At 28.5% G+C, this 5,917-nt stretch carries 5 protein-coding genes and 2 pseudogenes; all 7 read right to left on the reverse strand.

What is annotated here, in order from left to right:
* Window positions 1–48: 48 nt before the first annotated feature.
* Window positions 49–2,343, reverse strand: coding sequence for an MMPL family transporter (locus tag U9R42_01150; GenBank protein MEA3494622.1), 2,295 nt, complete (start codon window positions 2,341–2,343; stop codon window positions 49–51).
* A gap of 60 nt (window positions 2,344–2,403) precedes the next feature.
* Window positions 2,404–2,976, reverse strand: coding sequence for a TetR/AcrR family transcriptional regulator (locus U9R42_01155; GenBank protein ID MEA3494623.1), 573 nt, complete (start codon window positions 2,974–2,976; stop codon window positions 2,404–2,406).
* Between the two features lie 126 nt (window positions 2,977–3,102).
* Window positions 3,103–3,375, reverse strand: coding sequence for a hypothetical protein (locus U9R42_01160; protein ID MEA3494624.1), 273 nt, complete (start codon window positions 3,373–3,375; stop codon window positions 3,103–3,105).
* Window positions 3,376–3,377: 2 nt separating this feature from the next.
* Window positions 3,378–3,812 (reverse strand): annotated as a pseudogene (gene rhuM / locus U9R42_01165) (RhuM family protein).
* A gap of 157 nt (window positions 3,813–3,969) precedes the next feature.
* Window positions 3,970–4,596 (reverse strand): annotated as a pseudogene (rhuM, locus tag U9R42_01170) (RhuM family protein).
* Between the two features lie 2 nt (window positions 4,597–4,598).
* Window positions 4,599–5,030: a hypothetical protein gene (locus U9R42_01175; GenBank protein ID MEA3494625.1), complete on the reverse strand. Its 432-nt coding sequence runs from the start codon at window positions 5,028–5,030 to the stop codon at window positions 4,599–4,601.
* A complete protein-coding gene (locus U9R42_01180; protein MEA3494626.1) occupies window positions 4,993–5,439 on the reverse strand; it encodes a hypothetical protein in 447 nt (148 codons plus the stop codon). The genes U9R42_01175 and U9R42_01180 overlap by 38 nt, the downstream gene beginning before the upstream one ends.
* Between the last annotated feature and the right edge of the window lie 478 nt (window positions 5,440–5,917).

The following is a 5,917-nucleotide window of genomic DNA, read 5'->3' on the forward strand; positions in this document are numbered from 1 at the left end:
CATTAAACCATTAAACCATTACACCATTAAACCATTACACCATTAAAATCACTTCTTTTTAAGATACACATTGCTTATAGAAAGTAAAACCAACATTATTGTAATTGTTCCCACAAAACTTGTAAACATATTTAATGATACCAATGCTCCTAACTTTCTGTTTGGTGGAAAAACCGAAAACAGAAGCACTAAAAAGCCGGATATTACAACTATTGCATTAAAAGTAATTGCACGACCGGAGTGTGACATTGTTTTCTCTGCTATTATTCTTTTATCGGTAGTTATTCGAGCATTCTTTCTGTATTGTTCAATAAAATGAACTGCATAATCAATACCTATTCCTATTGCAATACTTGATAATATAGCTGTTGTAGTACTTAATGGAATATTTAAAAACCCCATAACTCCAAAACTAATTCCTGCTGTTATAAAAATCGGAACAGAAGCAATAAACCCTATTTTTATATTCTTAAACATTAGTGATATTAGCACTATGATTATTATCAGAGAAAGTATTAAACTCAATATTTGTCCTTCCAAAATCAGGTCAGTAAATATCAGACCTTTATATCCACTACCAGCATATTTAAGGCTAATTCCGTATTTTTTAAAGTCATCTTCAAAATTATTTATAATGGCAAGTGCAGAATTTAAAGCCTTTGAATTATCACTTTTAAGTTGAAAAGTAACATTGAGTTTTTCGTAATCGTAATTCACTACTTTGTTTAGATTTTCAGGATCACCCGACATTTCGTAAAGCAATAAATACTGTGCAATCATATCCTTACTATCTGGTATAGTGTTAAATTTTTCGTCATCGGCATTCATCACTTTATTCATCCTATTAATGTAGTCAGTTAACGAAAATGAATTACCTACCACTGCCAAATCATTCTGCACTTTGTGTTGCATTTTATTTACCAATTTAAGAACATCAGGACTTTTAAATGCATCCTTTTCGCCATTGGCATCAAGAATCAGGTTTAAAGAAGTTGTTCCTCCAAAATGTTCATTAATAAATTTATCAGTTAATACAATATCGCTATCACTTTCAAATTTATCAAGGAAACTTGAGTTAATCCATATTTTTTGCATTCCTACAATCGAAATTGCAATAATTATTATTGTTACAAAAATTGAAATGCTTTTGTGATTTATCAGCCATTTTGCAAAAACATTTGCAACTGTACTTTTTGAATTTTCAGATGTGTTTTTTGTTTTTCTAACTTTTGGCAAACCAAAAATCATAATACCTGCAGGAATTAATACCAAAGAAAACACCATTGCCATTAGAACACCAAAAGCGGTAAAAATTCCAAAATATTTTATCGGATAAACTTCTGATGTAAGTAATGAAATAAAACCTATTGCCGTAGTTACTGATGTCATAACCACAGGTTTCCACATATTCGCAATCATGTCAATAGTTGCTTCTTTTTTTGTTGCATTTAAATTTTCACGTAAATATAATTGCAAGTGACTGTATAAATGTATCCCATCAGCAACACCAATAGCAATAAGCATTACAGGCATCATTGTAGAAACTGCATAAATAGGAATTCCGATAACTGCCATTGCACCAAATGCCCAAAGTGTGCTAAAAAATACAACAAACATAGTTAGCAAAGTACTCTTTACACTACGCAACATAAAAAACAGAACCAAAATGATTACAATTAAAACAATGGGAACCATTTTTTTCATATCAGAAGGTCCCAAAAGAGCCATTGTACCTTCTACTATTGGCCGACCTGCAACATGCAATTTTATATTTTCTGTTTCATAAGACTTAACAAGTCTAAGAATTTCCTGATAAAATTTCTGAGTAAACACATCATCTTGTATCTCTGCAATTACAACAGTAACAGTTTCGTCAGTAGAAACTAAACGTCCGTAAATCATTTCATTATTCTCAACATTTTGTTGCAATTCTTTTAATTTTTCTTCTGATTTTGGAACCCTTTTGTAGAAACGTTTAACATCCATACCTACATCACTACCAACAATATTATCAGCAGTATAAAGCGATGTAACATCAGCTTTTTCAATCTCGTCCATTTTTTGCAAACGCTTAGTAAGTTGCTTTAAGGTATCAAGTGTTTCTGTATTAAAAATACCTTTTTCATTTTCTATGGCTACAATTATTCCGTCATTTATCCCAAACCAATCTTCTGCTTGATTGCTAAATACAAATGCAGGATGTTCTTGTGGCATATACTTATCCAAATCTGTTTCCATCCTTGAATTTTTCTTCATTTGCATAAAAAAGAATGCACTTAATACAATCGCTAAAACCATTATTACCCATGGTGCTTTTAAAAATTTCTTTAATGTGTTTTCCATATTATTTATTTTAAAATAGTTAATATAAACTAACTTTATATTTAAAAAATTACAATTTTTTTATACCATTAATTTAAAAGAGTTGATTAATTTCTCTCCTTCTTTTTTTAAATTAAAATTATGATTATTTAATTCCCATCGTTTTACTAACAAACGAAATGAGCCCATAAAAATAAGAGCCAAACTGCTCTTGTCAATATCTATTCTTATATTTTTTTCTTGTTGTCCTATTTCTATAATTTTTTCAATGTTTGCTTGATGTAAATTGAATATCTCAATAATTTTATTTATTAATATTTCTTCGTTTTTAAATATTTCTTCTGAAAATATCACAGAAACAAATGCAGGTTGTTCAATAAAAATTTCAATCATTTTAGAAAACATAAATTCTATTTTCTCAATTGCAGTATCATTATTATTTACAACCATCATTGACATCATTTCACCCATTTCTTTAAAATTATTTAAAATGGTAATTAATATCTCAGTTTTGCTTTCAAAATGCCGATAAATTGCAGGCTCAGAAATACCAATTGCTTTTGAAAGATTTTTTATAGTAAATCCTTGTATTCCTTTATTAGCAATTAACTCTATGGAACTTTCTACTATTTGTATTTGTCTTTCTGTCTGCATATTCATCTTATTTGAAAGTGCAAAGATAGTAAATACTCACTAACCTGCAAATATTTTTAAAATTTTTTCTGATTTCTGTGAGCGTTGGAAAGAAATTGCTTCCTTGAAAAAAACGGGACAGGCTTTTTAGTTTTTTGGGGTTGGTATTTTCGTGGTTTGTAAAAAACTAAACCCGCCTGCGGAACGGGCAGGTATGCAATTTGTGCGGTGATTTTCTCTTTCTTTGATTACTTGATAGGTAAGAAAGTTTTCAAAAGCATTTTTTTGCCATTCAAAAAAGTTGTACTTCAAATTATTTGAAATATATTGTGGGATTTCTGGCTTCGTTATACCATAATCAAATGCTTTTTCTTTAAGCATCATTTCAGCCTGTGGTTTTATATTATAAGTTTGTGCCATAATTATTGCTCATTATTTTCTAAAAGTTTTTTCATCTCATGGTCAAAATCTGATTCAAAAAGTCTATCTTGTATAATTCTATATTTCTCAAATTGTGTATGAGCATGAAGTTTTGCATCTTCGTGACTGATTTTTCCTGCATCTATCAGTATCTCTCTGCCATTAAATTCTAAAAAAGAATCAAGTCTTTTACTCCAATCTTCCATAGTCATAGGGATATTTCTTTCTGCTTGAAGTTCTGCATAATCAAGATACATAGAAACAAGTCTTTCTAAAAAGTTCAATTCTTTTTCTGTAAGATAATTTTTTGCAATACTCACATCATATTTTTGAATTTTCCCTTTTGGTGCATCTGTCCAGTTTGTAAGTCCCATATTTTTTTTTTCTGCATTGACTCTCTCAATAATCAATTCTGCTACTGTATGCCTATGTAGTGCCTCTTAGAAAACTCTCCAAAATTAAAAATGTTTCTTTTTGCGATATTTTTATTTTCCTCAAATCCCTGATGCTAAGGCATCAGCTCATTTCCAAAAAGTAAAAATCTCATCAAAAATAATTCATTTTATAAAAATAGATAGTTTTCTAAGAGGCACTATGTACCGCATAATGTAATTTGTTTTGTACTATTTTGAAAAATTTAATTGTCGTGGGAGCGGACGAGTCATAATCAACACTTGTAGCATAAATATCTGTTACTTTTTGATAAAACATTCTTTCCGAAAGTCTAATCTCTCTGATTTTTTGTAATTGTCTTTCAAAAAATGCTTTATCAAATTGATTGGCTTTTTTGAATCTTTCGCTATCCATCGTCCAACCTTGGATTGTATAGTCTTTAACAATTTGCCTTGCCCATTTACGAAACTGCACTGCTCTTTCATTTTCTATTTTGAACCCTACAGAAATAATGGCTTGGAGATTATAGTGATCTTGATTTCTTTTTACCTCTCTATTGCCTTCTTTTTGAACTATTAAGTATTGCTTAATAGTTGCTTTATCTATTTCTCCAGCAGAGACAAGTGTGTTGATATGCTGATTGATAGCAGATACTGATACACCGTATAATTCCGCCATCATTTTTTGAGTCATCCAGATATTTTCGTCCTCATAGCGAACCTCTATACTTGATGAATCGTCTCCACCAGCTGAAACAAAAGCCAAATACTGTGCGGTACTTGAGTTTGCAATTTCCCCTATTGATTGTTTTTTTTCTTTTTTGCTCATATTTACCCTTGAGAATTATAAAATTGTGAAGTTAGTTTTTGGTCCTTTTTATCAATCACAAACTTTTTATCTGCCATTTCTGTTTTATTTACATACATTTGATTGTTATCCAGCATAGCGATAAACATTTTCTTTTGTTCGTCTAAAGAGAGATTTTTAAACGCTTCTTCTTTGATGAATTTTTCTTTAAACTCTTTGATTTTGAGATTGTAGTTCAAAAAATATCTCTCATGCATTTCATCAAAAAACTTGATAAGTTCTTCTAAACTTTCACACTCTAAAATTTTTTCTTTTGCCGTTTCGTTCCATTTTGCCAGTTCAAAGTATATGAAGGAATCGTCAATATTTTCTTTAACCATTACTTTTTGCACTCTTGGACAAGTAAATTTATTTTTTTTAGAAATTAAATTTAGAAAATAAGTGTATTTTACCATTATATTTTTCACGTGGAAATTCTTTATTCATCCTATATAAGATTTCTTGCCTAGTCAATATATTATCTTTATTTTTATCAATATCTTTATATGTTTCTAATGCTGTTTTGTCATCTAAATCTTTTTTACCTTTTTCTAATAATTGTACGTGTAATTCTCTATTAATGATTTCTGTTCTTTCTTTTCCTATGTTTTTAGTTTTCATTGCTATAACCATATTTCTGTATTTTGAATCTTTAGGTATAACATAACCTAAAGAATAAAATAATTCATTTGTTTTTAAATTTTGAATTTTTGCAGCACGGACTATTAATTTAGTATCATAATAATGTTTTTGAGCTTTACTTATGTTAGTAGTTCCTAACAAGATTAATCCTGCTAATCCTAATATTCTTAAATTTAATTTCATTGTTGTTCGATAAAAATTTAGATTATTTAAAATATAGCTTACTAGTTAAAAATCAAAAATAATATTTTATTTCTAAAAACAAGCACCTTATGTTGGGAAAAGCGAGTTTTGACATTCATTTTCCCGCTTTATAATTATATCTTTCCACGATTTTTCAGGTTCTTCCAAAAATTTATGGTTCATCACAATAATGAGTACTTATAAAGAAAAAATTCAAAACAACTAAGCTTATTTTATAAACAATGTGAATAACAGAACATTATAAAAAAATAATTTTTGCAAAAAAAAAGAATAAAAATATTTTGTTATTCTATAAATTTTTATTATACCTTTGCATATCAAAAAATATAAAACTTTAAATTATTGTTTTGTTATGCAAGTTATCTTTATAAACCTTGTTGAACCTAACAATTAGAAATATTAAAAAAAAACATATAAAGAAAAATAAATATGACATAAAGAATTGAAGATATAAAAA

The sequence above is a fragment of the Bacteroidota bacterium genome (genome assembly GCA_034723125.1).
Taxonomy (GTDB): Bacteria; Bacteroidota; Bacteroidia; order CAILMK01; family JAAYUY01; genus JAYEOP01.